Here is a 23,516-nt window from a genome sequence, read left to right as displayed (position 1 = left end):
TACTCGGCTCTCTAATGTCGTCACTTGTCCGCGCCGCGGCCCTCACCAACTACAGCGAGGTCGCTCGAGCCGCCGGACTGGATCCGGTGCGGATGCTCCTTGACGCGGGGTTGAGTCCGAGCGTACTGAGCGAACCGGACATCATGATTCCGGTCGAGCGTGTCGGAAGGCTGCTTCAGGCGTCCGCAACCATGTCAGGCAACGAGAGTTTCGGACTGTGCATGGCCGAGTCGCGCCTTTTGTCCAATCTTGGGCCGGTAGGATTGCTGATCCGCGACCAGGCGACGCTGCGCGACTCGCTTCGCATGCTGATGCGCTATCAAGCGTCGCTCAACAGTGCGTTGTCGCTGACGGTCGAGGAGTGCGATGGACTGGTCATTATTCGCGAGGGGGTAATGGCTGGCAGCGCACATCAACCCACGCGTCAAAGGGTTGAGCTGGCGCTAGGGGTCATGGTGCGATTGATACGTCAACTCCACAAGCCCGACTGGGAGCCGCGGCGCGTATGCTTTGAGCACCCGGCGCCGCACGACCTGAGTACGCACCGACGGTTTTTTGGCCCTTGCGTCGAATTCGACTATGACTTCAACTGCATTATCTGCACGAAGGCCGATCTCGATGCACGCAACCCGTCCGCGGATCCGGCCATGGGGCGCTACGCGCAGCAGTTGATAGACGCGTCTACCATGTCGCACCAGGCGACAATGCCTGAGGACGTGCGGCGCATGATCCTGCTGCTGTTGCCTAGCGGGCGCTGCAGCATCGAACAGGTTGCGGAGCATCTGGGCTTGGTGTGCCGCACGGTCCAGCGCCGGCTGGCAGAACAGGGGCAGAGCTTCTCGTCGATCGTTAACGACATCCGTACGGAACTCGCCATACGCCATGTCACCGAGAGCGATCGTCCGTTGACGGAGGTGGCGACCCTGCTTGGTTTTTCCGCGCCGAGCGGATTCTCGCGCTGGTATCACGCGCAATTTGGCTGCAGCCCCAAGGAAAGCAGGGCAGCACGCGGCACATTGCGCCGGCAGACGGCACTTTCACAGACGACCGGAGCATAACCCTAGCAGGGCTTAAGCCGCGTCGGGCCCCTCTCGCAGCGGAGCCAATTCGGATTTGAATTTTATATTGTCGACAAAAATAAAAAGAAGTACCATGGAACCGGCGCAGCTTTCCTGGTATGCCATCGGAAAGAGCAGCGCATGCTTGGATGCCAAGGAGACAAGCTTCCATGTTTTGCTCAGAAGAATCGCTAGCCATGCGCGCAGCCTTGGACGAGGGAGGCATCACAGCGACAGACGATCAGCCAACAGGCAACGGTCCGTGCCTCCACCGGATGGGCTGGATGATCTGCAAGGGATTTTGCTGGCTCGCCGAGCGGCTGTCCTATGCCACCGCAGCGATGCTGTTGACCGATCTGATTGCGTGGGAAAAGGACGGGTACATCGTGCGCAAATACCTGAACATCGATGCGCTTCCCGGAGTCGATGAGTAGGCGCGGTGTCAGAACACGCAAGCGGCGGCCGGCGTCATGCGCCGCTTTGCCGCGAGCGCGGTGGGTCCCGTTGGCTCTTGCGGTACCCGCAATCTGCCTGATTCTCCACGTGAGGTAAGATCCTGGGCGCTGCAATCGGTGTCGTGCCGACCAAGGGCAGCACCCGACCCGTTTCCCAATCATCGGAAGGACTTACCATTCATGGGCAGGCTCAAGACTACCAACACGCCGGAATTGCAGTCGCTGCTTGCACCGCAAACACCGCAGAATCCGGTCACGCTGGCTGTCGAGCAGGCGCTTATGCATGGGCGCGACTGGTCGGCATCAGTCGCTGACCAGATCGCGGTACGGCTGGCGGGCCTGATTACGATCGACGTGATCCACGCAGGCCAGCGCTTGCTGGAGAAAGACATCAGCGAGGTCCTGGCAGTCAGCCGCGCTCCTGTGCGCGAGGCCTTGCGCATCCTGGAGCGGGAGCGTTTGATTGAGTTCCGTCCCCGGCGCGGCGCCATCGTCACCGAGCCCAATGCCCAGGACCTGCGGGATATCTACGTCGTGCGGGACGCGCTGTTCGAGATCCTGCTCAGGCAGTTGATGGAAGAGCGCGCGGACGCGCTGGAAGCATTGTTCGAGCAATTCATTCCGCAGTTCAGCAAGGCCGCCGAGGAATCGGTGGACGCCTATATCAGCGTGACCTTCCTGGCAAACATGGCCATGGCAGATCTGTCCAGCAACCGGCTGGTAGGGGAGGTGCTGAACTCTATCTCGCTGCGGGTCCTGCGCTATGTGCGGCTGGGGCTGGCATCCCATCCCGGCTCGCTAGAGAACTCCCTCAAGACCTGGCGTGCCCTGCAGCGCGCCGTAACCAAGCGGGACATCGAAGCGGTCTTGCAGACCGCGCACAAGCGCATCGGAAATTCCCGCGAAGCTGCAGTCCGTGCCCTGTCATCCGGCGTCCAGAAAGGCAAGGGCAGTGTTGCCGGCCGCAGCGCTGTGCCGGCGTAGGCCTTCTAAGTCCGCGCGGGCAAGACGGCCCGCCATGGCTCTCTAGTCATCCTCGCTATCCGCAGGTAGCCAGCGAAGACCGCGATATCGGCTCGCGAGTATGGCTCCCGCCGGGAGGCATCAGCGCGGGTTAGCAGCGTCTCAAGAGCTGGGCCGCATCGAAAATGGGCTTTGCCCGAATCGAATTCCCCAGAGCGGCACCGGCTCCTCGGCACCGGCTAGACCGGCGGCTCAATCGCCTGCTGCGCACGCGGGAGAGCGAGCCAAAGCACCTGCCGATGCGCGCCACATCAGAATCTTCCAAAAACTTAAGCATGGCAGTGACCGCGGGTTCGCCCCAGCGCCGCGCGAAGGCCAACTCCGCGCGCCGGACTGCGCTGGCTATCCCACCGCTGTCATCGCACGCGCTTTCGATGTTCGACGCGTTTCAGTCAGTATTATTCATGTCGACAAAAACTATTTTCGGCTGATATCATGGTCCACACCGGAGGCTGGAATACGGCGATGGTCGGCTTATGGACAGCCGGGCACGACATGGAGAAGGACAATCGTCGACAACAAACCGGGCGCTGGTGGCGTGATCGGCATCAATTCGGTCGTGAGGGCGTCTGCAGACGGCTATGCGGGGCTCTACGAACGCTTCGTTCGCTGTGATTGCGCCAGGGGTGTAAAAAAACCTAGAGGAGAAGAGACAATGGGATCATTCAGCAAGCGCAGCAAGTTTAATAGTGCGCTCATCGCTGCGGGCGTCATCTGCACTGGCGGCTCACACGCACAGAGCAGCGTGACGCTATATGGCGTGGTGGATATGAACGTCGAGTTTGCCAGCCACGTCGGCACCGTGCCAAGCGCAGCCAACAAGTTCAATGCGGGCCCGTCCAACAATGCGTACCGCATGGACTCTGGCGGCCTGTCTGGATCGCGTTGGGGCTTGCGCGGCGTGGAAGATCTCGGCAACGGGCTGAAATCCATTTTTGTCTTGGAAAGCGGCTTTAACCTGGATACCGGCACGTCGCAGCAGGGTGGCCGCCTGTTCGGTCGCCAAGCTTACGTGGGCATGCAAAGCTCGCAGTATGGCCAACTGACTTTTGGCCGGCAGTACACCTCGATGTTCGAAGGCCTCGCGAACTTCGTACCGGCAGCCTTTGCCACCCAGTATGAACCGATCGTGATGCTGACCGGCGCGAACTTCCGCGAGGACAACACTGTCAAGTACACCGGTCGGTTCGGCCCGGTCACCGCACTGGCGCACTGGTCCTTCGGTACTGGCCTGGCATTGCCGACGACGGTGGCCAATGGCCCGCTTCTAGGTGGTAACGGCGAAGTCCCGGGCCAGTTCCGTCGCGATACCGCCTATGGTGCGGCCTTGACCTACATTTCCGGCCCTGTCGGCGTGGCTGTTGCTTACGACCAGTTCAACCCCACCATTTCGAACCCCTTGAACGCTGCTGTCCTCGGGAGCGGAAGCTTCAAGAAGGCAACGATCGCGGCAAGCTATGCGTTTGGCCAGGCAAAGATCATGGGCGGCTACCGCTGGGGTCAGAACAAGGACCAGAATGGCAGCCTGCTTGAACGCGACGACCTCTACTGGATCGGCGCCAACTACCAGGTGACGCCGGCGCTTGGCCTGACGCTCGAATACAACTATGACCACGTCAAGCGCTTTTTCGCGAACACATCGACCCCGAACCCGTGGCAAATTGCTTTCATCGCCGACTACGCCCTCTCCAAGCGGACTGATGTCTACTTGACCACGGCATATGCAAAGAACGCGGGCCTGGGACTGGATTCCGCGATGATCGCCTACGCGAACAGCCTGTCCCTTGGCAATAGCTACACACTTGCCAGCGGCCAAAGCAATATGCTCGGTGTCGCCGCAGGCATTCGCCACAAGTTCTGAGAGCTGGTTTGAGAATTCGCTGCAGAAGTGTGCTGAAGGCGCGATGTCGAAAGAAGAACACCGAGAGCGGCAAGCAAGCATGGTGGGCAAGACGAAACGATGCCAAAGCGATCTGACAGACGTGGCGTGGGCGGCAATGGCAGGCCTGCTGCCCAAGCCCGCCCAGCGAGGGCGTGGTGCAGCCCCGGCGCCTGCCAGATCAGCGCAGCGGGGTGTGCCGACGCAGGGGACTGGAATTCCCCAATGACGTCCAATCAGGCCAAATTGAAGGGCAACTGGCGCTGGGGCTTGCCGGTGAGGCGTGCAATGGCGTTGGCAAACGCTGGTGCGAGCGGCGGCAGGCCCGGTTCGCCCATGCCGGTGGGTGGGTCGGCGCTGGGCACGATGTGGACATCGAATGCGGGGGTATCCGTGATGCGCGCCACGGTGAAGTCGCCGAAATTGCTTTGCTCGACGACGCCGTCCTTTAGCGTGATGGCTGAGCCCGCCATGCACATGGACAGAGCCATGACCGCCGCACCTTGCACCTGCGCCTCCACCGTCCGTGGATTCACTACCAGGTTGCAATGCACGCCAGCGGTAACGCGGTGCAGCACCGGGCGGCCATCCCGCACCGAGGCCTCCACCACGTAAGCCACCACCGAGTCGAAGGACTCGTGAACAGCGACGCCCCAGGCGCGGCCCGAAGGCAGTTGCTTCTTGCCATAGCCGCTCTTGTTCACCGCCAGTTGCAACGCGGCGCGGTGCCGCGGATTCTTGTCACCGAACAGGCCCATGCGGTAAGCGACCGGATCCTGTTTGGTGGCGCGCGCGATCTCGTCCAGCAAGGTTTCCATGACGTATGCGGTATGGGTGGACCCCACGCTGCGCCACCACAGAACCGGTACGTTTGGCTTGGGGTGGTGAACAGTCAGGCGCATCGGTAGGGGGTAGGGAGCACGCATACCCTCCGTGGCCGTGGCGTCGATGCCGTTTTTTATCTGGAATTCCCCGAACACAGTCCCGTTAGTGATGGATTGACCAACGATGACGTGGTCCCAGGCCAGCACCTTGCCGCGCTCATCGACGCCGATGCGCGCGCGGTGCAGGTGCATGGGGCGGTAGTAGCCGCCCTTGATGTCGTCCTCGCGGCTCCAGAGCGTGCGCACCGGCACGTTCATGCCGGCGGCGCGAGCAGCCTTCGCGACCTCGCAGGCCTCGACCACATAGTCGCTCGTGCCCACGAAACGCCGGCCAAAGCCGCCCCCCGCCATTTGCACGTGGATCTTCACCTGCTCGGGCTTGAGACCCAGCGCACGCGCGGCGGCGATACCGTCGAGACCCGGGCACTGGGTGCCGACCCACAGTTCGGCATGCCCGTCAGACAGTTGGACAGTGCAGTTCAGCGGCTCCATCGGTGCGTGGGCCAGGTAGGGGAACACGAACTCGGCTTCGAGCTGGTGCGAAGCGGTGGCCAGCGGCGCCATGTCGGCGTCGAACTGGCGCGGCCCGGGACGACCGGCCAGGTCGCGGTAATGGGCCAGCAACCGTTCGCTGTCCACCTTTTCCACCGCGCCCGTATTCCACTGCAACTTCAGTGCGCCGCGCCCCTGCTTGGCAGGCCAGTAGCCGTCGGCCACCACCGCCACGCCTTCGCCGCCGCGGTCCAGCGGCACGTGCAGCACGGCCCTCACCCCTTTGACGGCGCGCGCGGCGCTATCGTCCATCGTGTTCAGTCGGGCGCCGAACACGGGCGGATGCGCCACCACAGCAGTGAGCTGACCAGGGAGATGCACGTCAATGCCGAAGTCCTGACGCCCACTGCTCTTGGCGCGCGCGTCGAGGCGCGTCGTGGGGCGCCCAATAATGCGGAAGTCCTGCGGGCTCTTGAGGGTGACGTTCTCGGGCACGGGCAGGGTCATGGCGGCCTCGGCCAGTTCGCCGTAGCCCAGCTTGCTGCCGCCCGGGCCTAGAACAGCCCCGGCCCGGGTACGCAGCGTCGACACGTTCATGTTCCAGCGAGCTGCTGCAGCAGACAGCAGCATCGCGCGGGCACGCGCACCGAGTTCTCGGTACTGCGTGAAGCTGTTCTTGACCGAATGGGAGCCACCGGTAAGGTGAATGCCAAAGAGCGGGTCGACGTAGGCTGCGTCGTTCGAGCCGTGCCGGCTACGCACCAGGTTCCAGTCGGCGTCCAGCTCCTCGGCGAGAATCATCGGCAACGCAGTTTGCACGCCTTGGCCGAACTCAAGCCGGTTGATGGTCACCATCACCTCGCCATTTGGGGAAATCTGCACGAAGGCCAATGGCTGCTGCGTCGGCTTCAGGGCATTCGTAGCCTGGCCGTTGCCGGTAGCTTGTCCTAGCGCCAGATGTGGGAAGGCACCGAGCGCCAGGCCCGCAGCGCCCGTCAGTTTCAGGAAACTACGGCGCGACAGCGTGGCGGCATTGTCGGCGTGGTCTCGCTCCAGCATTTGCTGAAGGGCGCGTGGCATTTCGCTGTAGTCAAAATTGGGCAACATGGCGGCTCCTTCAGGCGATGGACTTGGCGGCATCGGCCACCGCCGCCCGGATGCGGGCGTAGGTGCCACATCGGCAGATATTGCCTGCCATGGCGGCATCGATCTCGGCGGCGGTTGGCTGCTTGCCGCGAGGGAGCGATTTCAGAAAGGCGGTAGCGCTCATGATCTGCCCGCTCTGGCAGTAGCCGCACTGGGCCACGTCGTGCTCGACCCAGGCCGCATATACGGCGGTGCCGACCCGGTCGCTGCCATCGGTGGCGGCTTCGATGGTGACAATCTTCTTGCCCTCGGCGGCTGAGACCGGCGTGATACACGAGCGGATGGCCTGCCCGTCCAGATGCACCGTGCAGGCGCCGCACAACGCGGCACCGCAGCCAAATTTGGTGCCGGTCATACCGAGCGTGTCGCGTAAGGCCCATAGGATGGGCGTGCCGGGATCGGTGTCCACCGTGTGCTCACGGTCGTTGACGTTGAGTTTGCTCATGCTGGTTCGATTCTCCGTAGACTTTCATTCGCGCGCGCGTGCCGATCTCAGTTGGCCCAGCTCTGCAACCAGAAGGCGTAGGGTGTGGGCAGTATCGACGCCGCATTCTCGAGCTTGAGATCGCGCGCCGCATGGAACGGCCAATGCGGATTCGCCAGCAGGGTACGCGCTAAGAAGACGAGGTCCAGTTGCCCCTCACGAACAAAGGTGTCGGCCTCTTGCGCACTGGTGATCTGCCAGCTCGTTGCAACTGGCAGACTGGTTTGCACGCGAATCCGTTGTGCGTAGGGCACCAAGAAATTGGGCCCCCATGGCACCTGTTCTTCCGAGGTCGACAGCGCAAGTCCCGCGTCGACGAGATCCAGGCCGCCATCCTTGAGCCACCTCAGGACCTGAACTGACTCCGTGAGCGTTTCGTCTTCGCGACCGTCAAATTCCACAACACCCAGGCGCGCAGTCAGTGGGAGGCTTTCGGGCCATACCTTTCTCACTGCGGCCACCGTCTCGATCAGGAAGCGAGCGCGATTCTCCAGCGAGCCGCCGTAGCGGTCGTTCCGCGCATTGGTGTGAGCGGACAGGAAGTTCTGGCCGAGAAACCCGTGGGCAAAATGAAGTTCCAGCCACTGGAATCCTGCCTGCAGGGCGCGGCGGGCGGCATCCACGAAGTGTTGCTGCGTGTGCTGGATGTCCTCAACGCGCATTTCGCGCGGCATATGCTGGCTGGAGGGCATGAAGGGCAGCGCGCTTGGTGCCACCGGCTGCCAGGCTCGCGGGTCATTCTTGTCCAGCGGCGCACCGCCCTCCCAGGGCGGAGTGCAGCCGGCCTTGCGACCGGCGTGGCCAATCTGGATACCCGCGACGGCGCCGCCGGCCTTGATGGCTGTGGCCGCAGATGCGAGGCCTGCAATGTGAGAATCACGCCACAGGCCCACATCGCCAAGCGTGATCCGTCCCTCCGGCGACACGGCCGTGGCTTCAACGATGACGAGTCCAGAGCCGCCGCGGGCCAGCGTCGCGTAGTGACTCTGGTGCCAGTCGTTGAGCTGCCCGTCCTCGGCCATGTACTGGCACATCGGGGAGGCGACGATGCGATTACGAAGGGTGACGCCCTTCAAAGAGTAGGGCGAAAAAAGGGACGGCATCTGGAAAGCTCCGGGTAAGGATCAACGGGAGCCAGTTTGATGGATCAGGCGTCTAACCCGTTTGCCAAATCCGCGCCACTTTTTGCACAATTCGACGAGTCGCGCTCTATCGGGGTAAGTTGCCTTTAGCCCGGTGCTAGACTCCGAGCAGCAAACCGAGGAGCCGGGAAGGACGATGAAAGCGAGCGCCAGCAGTAGTATTCCCGTCAAGGCTGCGGGCATTGATGCCCTCGTGGAGGCAATCGGCCGGGTTGCCCAAAGTGATGGCGACTACTCCACTGCAATTTCAGGCTTGACTCTCCACCGCAGGAGCGCCTCCGCAGAACCCATGCCGTGCATCTACGGGTTCGGCCTCGGTGTTGTCGCTCAGGGCGGCAAGCAGGTCATGCTCGGTGATGACGTATTCAACTATGGTCCCGGGCAATTCATGTTGACCACTATCGACCTACCGGTCGTGTCAAATGTGACCGTAGCGACGACGGCGGCTCCGTTTCTTGGCCTGATGCTGGCCATGGATCCGCGCGTCATCGTGCAACTGGCGGCCGAGATGGAATTGGCGCAGCCCCCGAAGGAGAGTTCGGGCCGGGCAATTTCATTCAGTGATCTGGAGTCGCCCGTTCTGGATGCGTTGATCCGCCTCGTTCGATTGCTCGATGAGCCAAAGCTGATACCCCACGTCTCCTTGTTGATTCAACGGGAGATTGCCGTGCGCCTGCTGGCGGGGGCCAGTGGCCCGGCACTTCGAAGGCTGGTAGCGACAGGTTCACCGAGTCAGCAGATTGCCAGGGCGGTGGCCTGGCTCAAGTTGAATTTCGCTCAGACTCTGCACGTCGACAAACTTGCGGCGACTGCACACATGAGTCCTTCTACATTTCGGCAGCACTTTCGCACCATCACCGGGACGAGCCCGCTCCAGTACCAGAAGCAATTGCGCCTCCAGCAGGCGCGTCAGCTAATGTTCAGCCAAAACCTCGACGCGGGAAGCGCAAGCCTGCGCGTCGGGTATGAAAGTGCATCACAGTTCAGTCGAGAATATGCACGCCTTTTCGGCGCTCCTCCATTGCGTGATATCCAGCGGATGCGCATTGGGTGAAAAGCAAACACAGTCATCTCGGCATGGGGGGGGATTTGGTAGCGCTCGCAATGAAAATCCTCCCTCTCGGGACTGCTTGCAATGCGGATCCTGGCAGCCGTTCCGAATCAGACAACGCGCGTCTGACCCTGCGCCACTCAGGGCGGCAACAGCGCGGCACGGGCAGCGGCGAGAACCTCTCGATTCAAACCTTCGAGCAACCCTGACGCCGCGCGTGCGTGTTGCCAGTGAAGCGGTACATCAAGCGGGGTGTTCGGCACCAGCTCGACGAGCGAACCGTCCTCGAGATGAGGGGCGATCAGTGCCTCCGGATGCAAGCCCCAGCCCATGCCAGCCAATGCCGCGGTCACAAAGGCGTGGGACGAAGGCAGCGTGTGCCGGGGAAGCTCCACGTGCCGATGGCACAAACGCCGCGCCCACCGCGCCTGCAACTCGTCTTTGGTGTTGAACACTAGGCTGGGCGCCAGCGCCAGGCTGCCAGCGCCCACGCCATCGCCGAAATGGCGTTGGCTGAAAGCCGGGCTGGCGGCCGCCAGGTAGCGCATGGAGCCCAGCGGATGGCTGTTGCAGCCAGCGGCAGGACGGGCTGTGGCCGTTACGGCGGCGAGCACTGCGCCGCTGCGCAGCCACTCCGTAGTGTGGTCCTGGTCATCCACGGCCACCTCCATCAGCACGGGACTTTCTGCAGCGAAGGCGGCGATGGCCGGCGCTACCCAGGTGGCCAGGCTGTCGGCATTCACCGCAATGGGCAGCGCTACCCGTGCCATGCCCTCCGGGGCAAGCGCTGGCAGAGCCCCTTGCAATTCCTGCTCGAGCAGCCGCACACGGTCAATGTGTTGGCAAAGCCGGCGGCCCGTCTCCGTGGCCCGGCAGGGCTGATCGCGCACCACCAGCGCGCAGCCTACGCGTTCCTCCAGCACCCGAACGCGCTGCGAAATTGCCGATGGCGTCACATGGAGAGCGCGGGCTGCACGCTCGAAGCTACCCTCCCGAACCACGGCAGCCAAGGCAGATAGGGCAGAGTAGTCAAGCATCAGATAAGTTTGGCTAAATCGAATGAAGAAAAGGTAGTTTGTCTTCATCCGTCAATGCAGGCAAGCTGGATGCATGAATACTTCGCTTGCCTTATCCGTTTCCCTCCAAGGCCTGGCCCTGAGCCTGGGGCTCATCGTGGCCATCGGCGCACAGAATGCATTCGTACTGCGCCAGGGCCTGCGTCGTGAGCATGTGGGCAGCGTGGTGCTGTTGTGCGCCATGGCGGACGCATTGCTGATTGCAGCGGGTGTCATGGGCATGGCGCAGGCACTGGGGGAGCGCCCCGGCCTCGCGCGTGTCCTGGCGCTGGCCGGTGCCGTCTTCCTGGCGATATATGGATGGCAGGCACTGCGCCGTGCGCGGCATGCTCACCAATTGAAAGCACCTGACGGTGGGAAGGGTCTCAGCAGGGGTGCCGCGTTGGCACAGGCGGCGGCGTTCACGCTGCTCAATCCTCACGTTTATCTGGATACGGTGCTGCTGGTGGGCAGCATCGGTGCCCAGCAACCGGTGGCGCTGCGAGGCTGGTTCGTGGCGGGCGCCAGTTTTGCCAGCCTATTCTGGTTCGGGCTTCTGGGCTTTGGCGCGCGCTGGCTGGCGCCGTGGTTCGCCCGGCCGAGGGCTTGGCAGATGCTGGATGGTCTCGTCGGGACGACCATGTTCGTGTTGTCCGCTCTGCTGGTGCGTCACGTATTCCAAGGGTTGTGAGGTGCTTTCAGGTGCGTCGAATAGGCGACATCTCATGGTTGCGTTTTTCAGCATTCGCCGTGGTGCTCGGTACGTACTATCACCTAATGCTGCTCTGCGTCATTTTCTTTGCTACAATTAGGGAAAACCCGATGAGGGTTATCCCTGAAAGGAAGAAAGCCATGAACACCCAATCCGACATCAAGATGACCGACCAACTCGAACGCGAACTGATCGAACGCGAACTGGGTCCCCGCAGCCCGGCCTTCGTCGACGACGTGAAGAGCGTCATCGCCGCTGTGCAATCCGTGCTGGGCCGCCTTCAGAACCAGGCACGCAAGGCAAAGATCGTCTTCGCGAACGGCTGATCGCCCGAGCACCGACATCAAGAATCAAGAGTGAATGCTGCCGTAGTACGTCGTAGTTAACTGTTGTTGTTTGTTGTTGATGTATGTAGTTTTGGTTTGACGGCTTAAATGCTGCCCGTCGCGGAGATGCGCTAACGCATCTGTCCTGGCGAGGGACAGCAGGCACCTGTCAAACCGGCGCGGAACGCTTTCGCGCGGCAAAACCGGCCAACGCGTCGCTCCGAGGAGCGCAGCGCCTTTTGGCCGGTTTTTTTATTTCAGCACCGCGCCCGGTGTAGAAGCCCAACAGTTCGGGTGCCGCACGAGTGTCGGGAAATACGCGGGCACCCTGCGAGTACGTCGGACAAGGATTCCTGGAAGGTTCAGCCTGCGCCCACCAGCAAGGTCTTGGGTTCCAAGTACGCGCTCATGCCCCAGCGGCCCATTTCGCGCCCCAGCCCCGAATGCTTGAAGCCGCCAAAGGGCGCGCGCGGCTCGTGGGCCAGGCTGTTGATGAGCACGCGGCCCGCATCGATCTGGCGCGCCACACGTTCGCAGCTTTCCGGGTTTGTGCCCAGCACCAGGGCGCTCAGGCCATAGCGCGTGTCGTTGGCAATGGCGATCGCGTCGGCTTCGTCCTCGTAGGGGATGATGGTCAGCACGGGGCCGAAGATTTCCTCGCGCGCGATGCGCATCCGATTGTTGGCACGGGTAAAGAGCGTGGGCTTCACGAACCATCCGGCGTGCAGGCCATCGGGGCGGCCTTCACCGCCTGCCAGCAAGGTCGCACCTTCTTCCTGCCCGAGGTGGATGTAGTTCTGCACCCGCTCCCATTGCTTCTTGCTCACCATCGGGCCGATGTCGGTGTAAGCCTGGCGCGGGTCGCCGGACTGAACATGAGAGACAGCGACTTTCGCGATCTGCTCGAATTCGGGCAGGCGGCTGCGCGGCACGAGGATGCGCGTGCCGGCGATGCAGGCTTGGCCGCTGTTCATGAACCCTGCTTGGAGCACGAGCGGCATGACGGCGGTGAAGTCCGCGTCATCGAGTACCACGGTGGGCGACTTGCCGCCCAGCTCCAGCGTCACGCGCTTCATCGTGGCTGCGCCCGTGGTCACCAGGTGCTGCCCCACGGCGGACGATCCCGTGAACGAGATCTTGGCGATGCCGGGGTTGCGCGCGATCTCCTCGCCGACCACTTCGCCGCGGCCGTTGACGATGTTGAACACGCCTGGGGGCAGGTCGGCTTCGTGCAGCGCTTCGGCCAGGATCTGCGTCTGCAGCGCGCTCATCTCGCTGGGCTTGATGACAGCGGTGCAACCGGCTGCCAGCGCGGTGGCCAGCTTGTTGCAGATGAACCCTGCATTGCTGTTCCATGGCGTGATCAGGCCCGCGACGCCCACAGGCGTCTGGATTACCGTGGCCGCGCCTACCTTTTCCTCGAACGCGAAGGACTCCAGTGTGTCGATCGCCTGGGCAATAACGTCGGCAGGATACGTTGCCATCCATTGCCCGCGTACTGAGGGTGCGCCGTATTCCATCAGGATGGCCTCCATCAGCGCGTCTTTGCGCGCGGCCACGGTCCGGTGCATGCGCTGCAGGGCCGCAATGCGCTCCGCGCGCGTGGTGCGTGACCATGCCGGGAATGCAGCCTGTGCTGCCGCGATGGCGCGCTGCGCGTCCTGCGCATCGCCCAGCCGCACCTGGCCGATGACTTCCTCGGTACTCGGGTTGTGGAGGTCGAACCATTCCTGGCCGTGCGGCGTGACGAATTCGCCGTTGATGTAGATGTGCTCAACGCGCTGCATGGTAGCTCCTTGGTTGGGGATTCATGCAACTAAGTCTACGAATGCTTTATTGTTCTGATAAGCCGTCTTGTGGCTGATGAGGTATCCGTAAATTCAGGACAATACATGCACAGAACAGGAATGACCGAGCTGGAAGTGGTTCTGGCCGTCGCGCGCCGCAACAGCTTTCGCGGCGCGGCGCAGGAACTGGGCATGTCCACCACCGCCGTGAGCAGCGCCGTGGCCGGGCTGGAGGCACGCCTGAAGGTGCGGCTGTTCAACCGCTCGACGCGCAGCGTGGCGCTCACCGATGCCGGACGACGCTATGTGGAGCGGATTGCGCCGGCGCTGGCCGAAATCCAAAGCGCGGGCGAAGAGGCTGGCACCGGCCCCGACGTGCCCAGCGGCACGCTGCGCATCAACGCGCCGCAGGGTGCGGCATCCCTGCTGTTGGAGCCGCTCTTCCTGCAATACGCGCAGCGCTATCCCGAAGTACGCATCGACATCGTGAGCGAGTCGCGCATGATCGACATCGTGGCCGAGGGCTTCGATGCGGGCATCCGCCTCGCCGAAGCCGTGCCGCAGGACATGATCGCCGTGCCGCTCTCGCGCGACATCCGCATGCTCGTGGTGGCAACGCCAGAGTACCTGGCGCGCCACGGCACCCCCAGGCACCCGCGCGACCTGCTCCAGCACCAGAGCATCGGCATGCGCATGTCGCACGGCGGCATCTATCACTGGGAGCTGGAAAAAGGCGGCCAGAAGCTGCAAATGGATCTGCCCGTGCGCCTAGCGCTGAACGAGCTGCCGGCCATCAAGCAGGCGGTGCTGCTCGGGCTGGGTACCGGCTTCATCTCCGAGTGGTTCATCGAAGAAGAACTGAAGGCCGGCGCGCTGGTGCCGGTGCTGGTGCCGTGGTGCCCGTCGTTCGGTGGGCTGAGGCTGTACTACTCAGGCCACCGTTTCGTGCCTGCGCGGCTGCGTGCGCTCATCAGCCTGGTTCATGAACTGGGCTTGGCTGGGGTGCCGTCGCGAGGCGTTCAAGCAGGCTGATTCGAGCGTGTTGCTGTGTCGTCGCGCGTGCAGTGCGTGTGCATCCGCACCGCACTTCACACTGCCTCCTGCGCACCCTTGTGAGATCGCCTCACAAGCCTTGCGAGTCATTTTCCTTTTGCGGGCGCACCGGATCGCGCTATCGTGAGAGCCCTCTGTGCTTTCTCCCGGTCTTCCCGTGCCCACCATCTCCCCCCGCTTGCTGCTCTGCCTGCTGATTACCTACCTGGTCTGGGGCACGACTTATCTCGCCATCCGTTTCACCCTGGAGAGCTTTCCGCCATTCCTGATGATGGGCTCGCGTTTTCTCTGCGCCGGCTTGTTGCTGGCGCTGTGGCTGCGCTATCGCGGCGCCGCCATGCCGACCTTGCGCCAGCTGCGCAATTGCGGGGTGCTGGCTGGTTTCCTGCTGGTCGGCGGGATGGGGCTGACGGCGGTGGCGGAGCAGACCATTTCGTCTGGGGCGACCACCGTGATGATTGGCGCGATGCCGATCTTTGGCTTGTTCTGGGGAATTTGCTTTGGCGCGCGGCCGCGCTGGTACGAAGTGCTGGCCATTGCGCTGGGCAGCGCGGGCATCCTGGTGCTGACCGGCGGCGCGGAGTTTCGCGCGAGTGCCACGGGCGTCATGGCTTTGCTGGTGGCCATCGGCAGCTGGTCGTTCGGTTCGCAGATCGCCAGGCGCCTGGATTTGCCGCAGGGCGCGGTGGCATTTGCCGCCGAGATGCTGCTGGGCGGGGCGATCTTGCTGATGCTGTCTGTTGCGTTCGGCGAGCCCTGGCCGCGGACGGTCAGCAGCCAGGCGTGGTGGGCGTGGGTCTACCTGGTGGTGGCAGGGTCGCTGGTGGCGTTTTCCGCCTATATGTACCTGGTGGCAAACGTCTCGCCGACGGTTTCCTCAAGCTATGTCTACGTGAACCCGCCGGTGGCGCTGGCGGTGGGCGCGTGGCTGGGCAGCGAGCAGATCGCGCCGCAGACGTTCGGTGCGGTGGCGTTGATCCTGGGGGCGCTGGCGGTGCTTAGCCTGGGGACGTGGCGCGGGGCGCGGGCGATTGCGGCGACGACCTGAGTGAAGATTGCCGCCCGCATGCCAGAACTCAGGTTTCAGGGCTCGGACTGTTCCTCGATCCACATCGATAGCCGCGCCTTGTACGCCTGCTGGATGTGCCGGCGCGTGATTTGCTCGGCCAGCGCGGGGTCGCGTTGCTCCAGGGCTTCCACTAGCGCAATGTGATCTTCGTAGGAGACCCGGGCGCGCCCCGGCAGCGCCAGCGTGGTGCGTCCCAGCAGTGCCATCGACTCGTGCAGCGAGCGCAAGGTCTTGAGCAGGTAGCGGTTGTGCGCGCAGCGGTGCAGCGTTTCGTGGAAGAGCCGGTTGTTGGCGGCGAGCTTGTCGGGCTGGTCGGCGATGGCCAGGTCGCGCTGGACGATGTCGCGCAGCAGCGAGATTTCCACATCGGTAGCGTGGCGGGCGGCGAGCGCGGCGGCGGTGCCTTCCAGCACCTCGCGCATGACATAGAGCTCGCTCACCATGCTGGCGTCGAGCTGGGTCACCATCATGCCCCGGTTAGGCTCGTTGACGACCAGGCCTTCGGATTCCAGCCGCGACAGCGCTTCGCGCACCGGCGTGCGCGACAGCCCCAGTGAGGCGGCTAGCTCCACTTCGCGCAGGCGGGTACCGGAAGGCAGCTGCCCGGCCTGGATCGCGTTGCGCAGGTGCTGATAGGCCCGCTCGGCGCGGGGCAGCGAGGCGTCGGGGCCGGTGCCGGCCGCGCCGGCTGGATCTGCGGAAATCATTGGGCGGGTGGGATCCCGTTGTGATTGTTCGTTGTTGTGCATTGTCGTGCGTTGATCTGCGTCGCACATGATACCCGCTCCAGGCTCGGCAACATCACGCCTGCACTATGTCGGTTACCGGTAGCGCGGGCCGCAATCGAGATGGCGCCGGCTGCCTGCCGGGCCTCCGGTTCCAAGTTGGCGTGTGCCGGATTGGGCATGTAGCAGCTCCAGGGCGGCGGCAGATTGAGGTTGTATTCGGTCTTTGTGGAATATAGTATGTGATATATCAAAGCATGCATCCATAAAACAACCGGGAGACGACATCATGAAAGTGTGTATCTATGGCGCCGGCGCCATCGGCGGCTATCTCGGCGTCCAGCTGGCAATGGCGGGCGCCGAGGTCAGCCTGGTCGCACGTGGCCCCCACCTGGCCGCCATGCGCGCCAATGGCCTGCGGCTGCTGAGCGAGGGCGAGGAGAGGGTGGCCAAGGTCAATTGCACCGACGACCCGGCCACGCTGGGGCCGCAGGACTATGTGTTCATCACCCTGAAAGCGCATTCCGTGCCGGGCGTGGTGGACCTGATGCAGCCGTTGCTTGGTCCCCGGACGGCGGTGGTGACGGGCGTCAACGGCATCCCTTACTGGTACTTCCATCAGCACGGCGGCCCGCTCGCGGGCACCAGGCTGGAAAGCGTCGACCCGGGCGGGCGCCAGTGGCGCGGCCTGGGGCCGGAGCGGGCGATCGGTTGCGTGCTCTATCCCGCCGCCGAGATCGCCGCGCCCGGCGTGATCCGCCATGTCTATGGCAAGAAATTCCCGCTGGGCGAGCCCGACGGCAGCAAGTCGGCGCGTGTGAGCCACCTGAGCGAAATGATGGTGGCCGGCGGCCTGGAGGCGCCCATCCGCGACAATATCCGCGACGAGATCTGGCTCAAGTTGTGGGGCAACCTGTGCTTCAACCCGATCAGCGCGCTCACGCATGCCACGCTGGATATCATCACTGCCGATCCGGCCACCCGTGGGCTATCGCGCGCAATGATGCTGGAAGCGCAAGCGATTGCGGAACGCTTTGGCGTGCGGTTCCGGGTCGATGTGGAGCGCCGCATCGACGGTGCCGGCGCGGTTGGGGCCCACAAGACTTCCATGCTGCAGGACCTGGAGGCAGGGCGGGCCATGGAGATCGACCCCCTGCTGACGGTGGTGCAGGAAATGGGCCGGTTGGTGGACCAGCCCACGCCGATGGTGGACGCGGTGCTGGGCCTGATCAAGCAGCGTGAACGGATGGCGCAGGCCGCTTGAGCGCGGATGCCGGGCCGGTCGGGAAGAAAGGGTGGCGCCGGCCGGTTTCGGCGGCGCACCATCTGATATACCATATACGCAAAACCGCCACCCTGGCAGCCGATTTATATCAATTGTGCATTTTCCTATGCATTCAGCTCATGCAATGGCTGCTTTTGGTAAGCTAAGCGGGAAGCCGCAGGCGACCGTCCCGTCCGCTGCGGCGCTGGTTTCAACAAGAGCCCATTCATGTCTGCGCAAACTCAATCCGCGGTCCAGCCTGCTGCACTGACCCTGTCCCTCCAACCCATCAACGCCGGTGCCAGCCTGCGCGACCAGGCATATGCCATGCTGCGCCAGGCCATTGCCGACGCCGATATCTATCAGTCGACCGAGGAAATCCGGCTGGACGAGCGAGTCCTGAGCGAGGCGCTGGGCGTGAGCCGCACCCCGATCCGCGAGGCCATGACGCTGCTGGAGCAGGAAGGGTTCCTGCGCACCGTGCCGCGCCGCGGCATCTACATCATGCGCAAGACCAAGCGCGAGATCGTCGAGATGATCCAGGTGTGGGCCGCGCTCGAGAGCATGGCCGCGCGCCTGGCCACGCTGAACGCCAGCGACCAGGAGATCGCGCAACTGCGCCATATGTTCGACAGCTTCCGCGATGCCACGCCGGCCGAGCATATCGAGGAATACTCCGACGCGAACATCGCCTTCCACCAGGCGATCGTGCAGTTGTCGAAGTCGCAGATCATCATGGATTCGATCAAGAACATCTTTATCCATGTGCGCGCCATCCGGAAGATGACGATCTCGCAAAGCGATCGCGCTTCGCGCTCCATCGTCGATCACCTGCGCATCATCGAGGCGCTGGAAAAACGCGACACCGAACTGGCCGAGAAGCTGGTGCGCCAGCATTCGCTGGATCTGGCTGACTATGTCGAGAAGAACTGCGACTTCCTGGATTGAAGGCTGAAACCTGAGGCGCCTGCCTCTGGCAATAAAGAGCGGCGGACATCGTCCTGGCCGTTAACAAAATCTGCCCCGGTTCTTACATTCGAAAGAAATTCCTTTCTCCGCAACGCCCCCTCCGAGGGGGCGAGTCCACTGGAGCGGCTGGGGGGCTGCGCGATGGCGCGTAGATTTTCGTCTAAGGAAAGTAGATAGTTATTCATGTAGCTATGTTGGTGTGCTACGAATTGCAATTATCTTGATCCTCCCGCGCGCACGAATCGTTCGAGTCACTTGAAGGTTACTGGCGGACCGCAGCGCTGCGCTACCTCTCGCCACAGAAACAATGAGCGTTGTTTGTGTAGGCATGGAGAACGCCGCGCGAAGATTGCGACGGCATGTACGCCTTAGCCTACCTCCCGACTTCCTGTGCCGCGTCAGGGACCGTAACGCCTGGTCGACACGACTCTATGCGGGGACGCCATGGAAGATGAAAAAGACGGACGAACCCCACAGCGAATACCGAGGCACCTGTGGGCGATGTTGCGAGCGCGGGTTAGCGAATGGTTCATTGGGGGCGTCCTCCTGGCAATCACCGGCTTCGCGCCGCAGGAATTCATCGCTCAACTGATCCGCTATATTGCGGCGCCAGAGAGGGTCGAGCATTTGTCGCGCTTGGCGCTCGATGCCCGGCCGGCGATTGTCTTTGTTGGAATCGCGATCATTGTGGCTGATGCGCTGTATCGGAACCGGCACCGGCCGGTCACTGCTGTCCCGGGAGGGCTGCCGCTCACTGAGGAAGGAGCGGGGCGTTTGCAACCTAACGGCAGGGCGCTGGTGGAAAGCGAACCGAGTGAACCGGAAGCATTACCGCTCCCAAATTACGCATGGCTATCGGAGGGGCGAGTGATACTGGTCGTGCTTCCGTTCGAAAGTCTCGGTGGCGGCGGCAAATATGATTACTTCAGTGAGGGCTTGACCGAGGATATGATCACCCAGCTTGCCCGGCTCAGCCCGGAGCGCCTGGGTGTCATCGCCCGGACTTCGGCGATGCGCTACAAATCCACGACCAAGACCATTCATCAGATTGGCCAAGACCTCGGGGTTTCCCACGTGCTTGAGGGAAGCGTCCGACGTGCCGGAGATCGGGTACGGGTTGCGGCGCAGCTCATCCGGGTAAGCGACGAAACGCACCTTTGGGCCGAGACCTACGAGGGGAACCGACATGACATCCTGGCACTCCAGATCGAGGTGGCCAAGGCAATTGCCCGCGAAATTGAGATCAAGCTCACGCCGCACGAGCAAGGGCGTTTAGACCGTACTCCTGCCATTGATGCACAGGCGCACGAGGCGTATCTCAAGGGGCGTCACTTCTGGTCCAAGCGCACCGAAGAAGGCATGCGAAAGAGCATTGAGTATTTTCAGCTCGCTATTGGACACCAGCCGAACTTTGCGGCCGCCTATGACGGAGTGGCCGATGCTTACACGATGCTTGCATGTCGCGGCGTGAGCCCTGCGCGCGAAACGTTTCATAAAGCAAAAATGGCAGCCAGGAAAGCGCTGCAGATTGAGCCCGATTTGGGTGAGGCTTATGCATCACTGGCCCATGTGCGTTTGCACGATTGGGATTGGGTCGATCTGGAACAGGATTTTCTGCGCGCCATTGAACTGAATCCAGGACACGCGATCGCCTATTATTGGTACGCGGAATATCTCATGATGGCAGGCAGAGCCGAAGAAGCCATCGCCAGGGTCAGGCAGTCCCAACAGATGGATCCGTTGAATTCGGTGCTGAATTCATCTGTTGCCATCATCTTGTACCTGGCTCGGCGATACGATCAGGCACGGGAAGAACTTCGTAAAGCCCTGGAAATCGATCCAAACCATTTTCTGCTTCACCTCAGGCTGGGATTGGTCTACCAGCAACAGAAGTTGTTCCATGACGCAATCGAGGAGATGCAGAAGGCTGTAACGCTTTCCGGGAAGAGCACGGAGGCGCTGACGGGGCTGGCCCAGACCTACGCTGCCGCCGACATGAGAGCGGCCATGCAGCAAATCGTGGATGCGCTGGAGACGGAATCCGAAAAGCACTACGTCCACCCCTACAACATGGCGAAAGTGTTTGGTTCGCTCGGAGACAAAGAGCAGACCCTCGGCTGGCTGGAAAAAGCCTACGATGAGCACAGTCCTGACTTCATTGAGCTCAGAACAGAACCTACCTTCGACAGCGCTCGCTTCGATCCCAGATTCTCTGAGCTGGTATCCCGCGTCGGGTTCAACCAGATCTGAAGGACGAGGCTCTGCGATGGGCGGGGTCGGGAACCGCCAGCCAGAGCCGCTGAATCTCCTTCGGGCGGCCCCCTTTCGGCGAGCGATTGATTCAGTGCTTGCGGGTTTCCCCTCAATTCTGGGCGCGGATCGCGGTGAGACAATCCAGCCGTATCGCACGAATTATGCATCGTAGCGATCCAATGCTCGCAGACCAACCGAAGGGAGATGAATATGCATCGCTTTGTCGCTCCTTCCGCTGTCCCAATCGCTTTTGCCTGTGGCTACCTTACTGCCCATACGGGACTGTCGCCGGCCCACGCGCATATCCCGCCCGCCACATTGGCGCCGCAGATCATCAACTTGGTCGCCATGAGCAATGAAGACATCGGACCGCAGGTTCCCAATATGGGCACGCTACGTACGAAAGGGCTGGTGGCGACGCCACAAGGGACCGTTGCAGTGCAATCGGGCAACGTTCCGAAGCACTACCACACCAGCGCCGACGAGATCCAGTATGTCATTTCAGGAAAGGGCACATTCTGGCTGGGCAGTGAACAGCGCGAGGTCGGCCCGGGCGACCTGATTATCATTCCAAGGGGTGTCGCGCACGCGGGTTCGATCGCGACCGGCGGCGATTTCAAGGCGCTGGCAATCAAGTTGCCGCCGCAGGCTGCCGGGGATACCCATATGCTTCCCTGAAACGATGCGCACTGCCGGGAATAGGTTCAGGCTCAATGCCTTGTTCCATTCATCGTCATCCAGCACGCTGAAGCCACCGGCCGGTGCAGATGAGCCGCCCACGACGTGCACGACTATATCGACGCCACCGAACCGCTCGAGCACGGCGTCGACAATAGCTTTACAGCCCTCGGCCGTCGTGATGTCCGCCCCGATGAACCGTTCTTCGGCAAGTTCATCGGGACGGGAACGCGCCGTCGTCAGAACGTTCGCACCTGCCTCGCGAAGGCGTGCGACGACGGCTTTGCCGACGCCTTTGGTTCCGCCCGTAACGAGCGCCCGAAGCCCCAGAAGTTCGGGTGCGGAGCTCATTAGCGAATCTCCAGCGACGCAATCCTGCCGCCGGCCAGGACGAACGTGTAAGTCAGCTCGACTGGGCTACCGGGGAATGTGCCCGTGAGTCGTGCGAGCATCGTCACAGTAGCGCCGTCCTGGGATACGTCCAACGGCTCAATGCTGTACTGGTACCTGGTTTTGCTGTCTTTCTTCCAGGCCTGGATTGCTTCCAGCCCCTTGATCGTGCGGCCTTCGTCCCGCACGACGGCATCGGCGGTAAAGCAGTTCGAGAGAGGGGCGGAGTCGGTGACGGTTTCCGCGAGCAGATAGGCATCCAGTGGCGCAGGCAGCATCATGTTCATCGGGGTTCACCTCAACGTGAAGGTTTGCATGCCCCAATCATGGCGCTACAGTTACCGTATCGCAAGAACGCACAAAAAAGTAAGTAGCCCTTGGCTAACCGAAAAAACTACACCCCCGCGACTGCCGCAATCGATGTCGAAGCCGCATTCAAGCTGCTGGAAGGCCGCTGGAAGCTGGTGATCCTGTTTCACCTCTTCGGTGGTCAGGTACAGCGCTTTTCGGACCTCGAGAGACTGATTCCCGGCATCACACAGAAGATGCTTGCCCAGCAGCTACGCTGCCTCGAAGCGGACGGCATCGTGACGCGTACGGTCTATCATCAGGTGCCGCCGAAGGTGGACTACCGCCTGACTGATTGGGGCCAGGCGTTGTGCCCGGCACTGGATGCGATCTTGACATGGGCGGAGCGCCGTGAAGACTTTCCGTAGGCTGCGCCGAGCTTGTGCGGCTAGCAGCCTGTCATCCAGAACCCCAATTTCGCAAATCGGCGACGTGGTCTCATCCGCGACCGTCTCATGTCGCGCCGGAACCTGACGGTCGTAAAACTCATTTGAGGGGCAGCACTGGGTCGGCACCCGCCGATGACCGCAGTCGGTCCTCGAACGCTGAGCCGACGGCGGAGTTCGGCCACAAAGCAACGTTCGGCCGGGTCTCGATGTACCCCGAACGTGCGTCTTCGAGTCCTCGCTTAGGCGACCTTGATTGATCGCTTCCTGCCGCCCCCCTGGAGCAATGCGTGTTCTGCGCCTAGAGCGATCTGATCAGCGAAGGTTTCACTCCCCACAGCACGCGCCAGCGTGACGGCACCGACAAGCGAAGCGAGTGCTGCACAAGCCGCTCCAATGTCGCGCGGTGCACCCGGTGAGGTGGGACCATCGACGATCGCCTGTGCAACGTCACGCAAAGCCGTCTCAAACGATGCACGAGAGGATTCATCCGATCGCGCCAATTCAGTCGGCATGGTCTGCAGCGTGCAACTCTCCGTCAAATCGCACGTACGCTTGGCGCTCAGATAGAACCGCACGAACTCTGTCCACCAAGTGCGTCCATGCCGCGCTTGGAAGTACTGCACGCCGCCGCGCAATTCAGCCATGCCCAGCGCCACCGATTCCCGGAACGCTTCCGCCTTGGAGTCGAAGTGGGCATAGAACGCTCCCGACGTCACGCCTGCTTCCTTTGCCAAGCCGTCTACCCCGACCCCGTCGAATCCACCCTTTCGGAACACGCGCCCTGCCGCCTCAAGGATGCGCTGCCGCGTTTGAACTTTTTGCTCGGATCTTGACACCATGAGGCACTCCTCCAACTTGAGAAGCTGACGATTGTAGTTGCTCAG

The 23,516-nt window shown here is 62.4% G+C and carries 22 protein-coding genes and 1 pseudogene; 14 read left to right on the top strand and 9 right to left on the bottom strand.

Annotated features, from left to right (window positions below; translation table 11 throughout):
- The first annotated feature begins 14 nt into the window (after positions 1-14).
- From ACX12D_RS26675 to ACX12D_RS26660, 4 genes are all read left to right on the top strand, one after another.
- On the top strand, positions 15-1,058 hold the full coding sequence (locus tag ACX12D_RS26675; protein WP_459376428.1) for an AraC family transcriptional regulator: 1,044 nt from the start codon (positions 15-17) through the stop codon (positions 1,056-1,058).
- Positions 1,059-1,228: 170 nt separating this feature from the next.
- On the top strand, positions 1,229-1,492 hold the full coding sequence (locus ACX12D_RS26670) for a hypothetical protein (RefSeq protein ID WP_459376427.1): 264 nt from the start codon (positions 1,229-1,231) through the stop codon (positions 1,490-1,492).
- A gap of 201 nt (positions 1,493-1,693) precedes the next feature.
- Complete coding sequence (locus ACX12D_RS26665; RefSeq protein WP_459376426.1) at positions 1,694-2,497, top strand: GntR family transcriptional regulator; 804 nt, start codon at positions 1,694-1,696, stop codon at positions 2,495-2,497.
- A 694-nt stretch (positions 2,498-3,191) separates the two neighbouring features.
- On the top strand, positions 3,192-4,397 hold the full coding sequence (locus ACX12D_RS26660) for a porin (protein WP_459376425.1): 1,206 nt from the start codon (positions 3,192-3,194) through the stop codon (positions 4,395-4,397).
- Between the two features lie 254 nt (positions 4,398-4,651).
- On the opposite strand, the gene ACX12D_RS26655 is transcribed toward ACX12D_RS26660, so the two are convergent.
- Genes ACX12D_RS26655 through ACX12D_RS26645 form a run of 3 tightly spaced genes read right to left on the bottom strand, consistent with a single transcriptional unit; the run spans position 4,652 to position 8,524 of the window.
- Complete coding sequence (locus ACX12D_RS26655) at positions 4,652-6,898, bottom strand: xanthine dehydrogenase family protein molybdopterin-binding subunit (RefSeq protein WP_459376424.1); 2,247 nt, start codon at positions 6,896-6,898, stop codon at positions 4,652-4,654.
- Between the two features lie 10 nt (positions 6,899-6,908).
- Positions 6,909-7,382 carry a (2Fe-2S)-binding protein gene (locus ACX12D_RS26650; RefSeq protein ID WP_459376423.1) on the bottom strand — a complete coding sequence of 158 codons (474 nt, stop codon included), beginning with the start codon at positions 7,380-7,382 and terminating at the stop codon, positions 6,909-6,911.
- A gap of 47 nt (positions 7,383-7,429) precedes the next feature.
- The gene (locus ACX12D_RS26645) at positions 7,430-8,524 is read right to left on the bottom strand and encodes an NADH:flavin oxidoreductase/NADH oxidase (RefSeq protein ID WP_459376422.1); all 1,095 of its coding nucleotides are present in this window, start codon (positions 8,522-8,524) and stop codon (positions 7,430-7,432) included.
- Between the two features lie 175 nt (positions 8,525-8,699).
- On the opposite strand from ACX12D_RS26645, the gene ACX12D_RS26640 reads away from it, so the two are divergent.
- Entirely contained in the window at positions 8,700-9,617 is a 918-nt protein-coding gene (locus ACX12D_RS26640) for an AraC family transcriptional regulator (protein ID WP_459376421.1), read from the top strand.
- Between the two features lie 137 nt (positions 9,618-9,754).
- Here the strand turns inward: ACX12D_RS26640 and ACX12D_RS26635 are convergent, their stop codons facing one another.
- Positions 9,755-10,651, bottom strand: coding sequence for a LysR family transcriptional regulator ArgP (locus ACX12D_RS26635; RefSeq protein WP_441639942.1), 897 nt, complete (start codon positions 10,649-10,651; stop codon positions 9,755-9,757).
- 73 nt (positions 10,652-10,724) lie between these two features.
- On the opposite strand from ACX12D_RS26635, the gene ACX12D_RS26630 reads away from it, so the two are divergent.
- Entirely contained in the window at positions 10,725-11,360 is a 636-nt protein-coding gene (locus tag ACX12D_RS26630) for a LysE/ArgO family amino acid transporter (protein WP_459376420.1), read from the top strand.
- A gap of 161 nt (positions 11,361-11,521) precedes the next feature.
- The gene (locus ACX12D_RS26625; protein ID WP_459376419.1) at positions 11,522-11,707 is read left to right on the top strand and encodes a hypothetical protein; all 186 of its coding nucleotides are present in this window, start codon (positions 11,522-11,524) and stop codon (positions 11,705-11,707) included.
- Between the two features lie 362 nt (positions 11,708-12,069).
- On the opposite strand, the gene ACX12D_RS26620 is transcribed toward ACX12D_RS26625, so the two are convergent.
- Complete coding sequence (locus ACX12D_RS26620; RefSeq protein WP_459376418.1) at positions 12,070-13,494, bottom strand: aldehyde dehydrogenase family protein; 1,425 nt, start codon at positions 13,492-13,494, stop codon at positions 12,070-12,072.
- A 105-nt stretch (positions 13,495-13,599) separates the two neighbouring features.
- On the opposite strand from ACX12D_RS26620, the gene ACX12D_RS26615 reads away from it, so the two are divergent.
- Together ACX12D_RS26615 and yedA are read left to right on the top strand one after the other, a co-directional pair.
- Positions 13,600-14,526: a LysR family transcriptional regulator gene (locus ACX12D_RS26615; RefSeq protein WP_459376417.1), complete on the top strand. Its 927-nt coding sequence runs from the start codon at positions 13,600-13,602 to the stop codon at positions 14,524-14,526.
- 187 nt (positions 14,527-14,713) lie between these two features.
- Complete coding sequence (yedA, locus tag ACX12D_RS26610; protein ID WP_459376530.1) at positions 14,714-15,595, top strand: drug/metabolite exporter YedA; 882 nt, start codon at positions 14,714-14,716, stop codon at positions 15,593-15,595.
- Positions 15,596-15,630: 35 nt separating this feature from the next.
- On the opposite strand, the gene ACX12D_RS26605 is transcribed toward yedA, so the two are convergent.
- The gene (locus tag ACX12D_RS26605; RefSeq protein WP_459376416.1) at positions 15,631-16,323 is read right to left on the bottom strand and encodes a GntR family transcriptional regulator; all 693 of its coding nucleotides are present in this window, start codon (positions 16,321-16,323) and stop codon (positions 15,631-15,633) included.
- Between the two features lie 307 nt (positions 16,324-16,630).
- On the opposite strand from ACX12D_RS26605, the gene ACX12D_RS26600 reads away from it, so the two are divergent.
- The 4 genes from ACX12D_RS26600 (at position 16,631) to ACX12D_RS26585 (ending at position 21,505) form a co-directional block, all read left to right on the top strand.
- Positions 16,631-17,605, top strand: coding sequence for a 2-dehydropantoate 2-reductase (locus tag ACX12D_RS26600; protein WP_459376415.1), 975 nt, complete (start codon positions 16,631-16,633; stop codon positions 17,603-17,605).
- Between the two features lie 228 nt (positions 17,606-17,833).
- The gene (locus ACX12D_RS26595; protein WP_183034614.1) at positions 17,834-18,553 is read left to right on the top strand and encodes a GntR family transcriptional regulator; all 720 of its coding nucleotides are present in this window, start codon (positions 17,834-17,836) and stop codon (positions 18,551-18,553) included.
- Between the two features lie 465 nt (positions 18,554-19,018).
- Positions 19,019-20,824, top strand: a complete 1,806-nt coding sequence (locus ACX12D_RS26590; RefSeq protein ID WP_459376414.1) for a tetratricopeptide repeat protein — start codon at positions 19,019-19,021, stop codon at positions 20,822-20,824.
- Positions 20,825-21,037: 213 nt separating this feature from the next.
- Entirely contained in the window at positions 21,038-21,505 is a 468-nt protein-coding gene (locus tag ACX12D_RS26585) for a cupin domain-containing protein (protein ID WP_459376413.1), read from the top strand.
- Positions 21,506-21,565: 60 nt separating this feature from the next.
- Here ACX12D_RS26585 and ACX12D_RS26580 read toward each other — a convergent pair.
- Positions 21,566-21,856, bottom strand: a pseudogene (locus ACX12D_RS26580) (SDR family NAD(P)-dependent oxidoreductase); the annotation flags it as partial.
- Positions 21,856-22,182: a nuclear transport factor 2 family protein gene (locus ACX12D_RS26575; RefSeq protein ID WP_459376412.1), complete on the bottom strand. Its 327-nt coding sequence runs from the start codon at positions 22,180-22,182 to the stop codon at positions 21,856-21,858. The gene ACX12D_RS26575 and the pseudogene ACX12D_RS26580, both read right to left, overlap by 1 nt.
- Before the next feature lie 90 nt (positions 22,183-22,272).
- On the opposite strand from ACX12D_RS26575, the gene ACX12D_RS26570 reads away from it, so the two are divergent.
- Positions 22,273-22,611 carry a winged helix-turn-helix transcriptional regulator gene (locus ACX12D_RS26570; protein ID WP_039008740.1) on the top strand — a complete coding sequence of 113 codons (339 nt, stop codon included), beginning with the start codon at positions 22,273-22,275 and terminating at the stop codon, positions 22,609-22,611.
- Between the two features lie 260 nt (positions 22,612-22,871).
- Here ACX12D_RS26570 and ACX12D_RS26565 read toward each other — a convergent pair whose 3' ends face one another.
- The gene (locus tag ACX12D_RS26565; RefSeq protein ID WP_459376411.1) at positions 22,872-23,471 is read right to left on the bottom strand and encodes a TetR/AcrR family transcriptional regulator; all 600 of its coding nucleotides are present in this window, start codon (positions 23,469-23,471) and stop codon (positions 22,872-22,874) included.
- Between the last annotated feature and the right edge of the window lie 45 nt (positions 23,472-23,516).

This window comes from Cupriavidus sp. PET2-C1 (genome assembly GCF_054515855.1).
This window is presented reverse-complemented; position numbering and strand designations above follow the sequence as displayed.